The organism is Bizionia argentinensis JUB59 (assembly GCF_000224335.1).
Taxonomy (GTDB): domain Bacteria; phylum Bacteroidota; class Bacteroidia; order Flavobacteriales; family Flavobacteriaceae; genus Algorimicrobium; species Algorimicrobium argentinense.
In genome coordinates this window covers 1-639 of sequence record NZ_AFXZ01000064.1, presented here as the reverse complement: position 1 = coordinate 639, position 639 = coordinate 1, and the positions used below count along the sequence as shown (strand labels likewise).

Annotated in this window: 1 protein-coding gene; it reads right to left on the bottom strand. The window is 30.0% G+C overall.

Annotated features, from left to right (window positions below; genetic code table 11):
• Nucleotides 1-142: 142 nt before the first annotated feature.
• The gene (locus BZARG_RS13425) at nucleotides 143-607 is read right to left on the bottom strand and encodes a hypothetical protein (protein WP_008639308.1); all 465 of its coding nucleotides are present in this window, start codon (nucleotides 605-607) and stop codon (nucleotides 143-145) included.
• Between the last annotated feature and the right edge of the window lie 32 nt (nucleotides 608-639).

Genomic DNA, 639 nt, shown 5'->3' with positions numbered 1-639 from the left:
ATGTATAAGAATAGTTGCGGGTTTGTACGCGAGGATTTTCCGAAGGAAAATCAGATGTTACAAACACGCAACGATCTTTGATTAAGCACTAAACCGCAATTATTTTTATACGGTGTTAGCAAATCGTTTTTTTATTCGTCCGTTAAAATATAGTTTTAATTCCGTTTTTATATTCATTCAGACATTTTTTCTCTAATTCTATTTCAGGATTGTATGTCGTATTTCCTTCTGTTCTCGGTTTTTCCACATAGATTAACTCCAATGTTTCTAAATCAACCAAAATTGTATATCCATAATTTACACTCTTGTCAGAAATGGAAAAATTCAAATAATATGGCATAATGTCTTTCGAGTGATACCACGAAGCGGATAAATTCAGTTTAGGATTTCTATGTTCCTCAAAGTAATAATTCAGACATTTTGGAAAAACAATTTCCTTGTCATTTATTCTCAATGTTTTTTTATTCAAGTCAAATTTCGCAGGACTAAATTCTTTCGGTAAACCAATTATATTTCCATTTTTGTCAATTTGTAATGGCGTATCTTCATGCATTACATTCGAATTGGTCAGAAATAGAAATGATATTAAAATCAATATTGTTTTCATTCGTAACGATTGGTTTTTAAATGTTTGCTAAC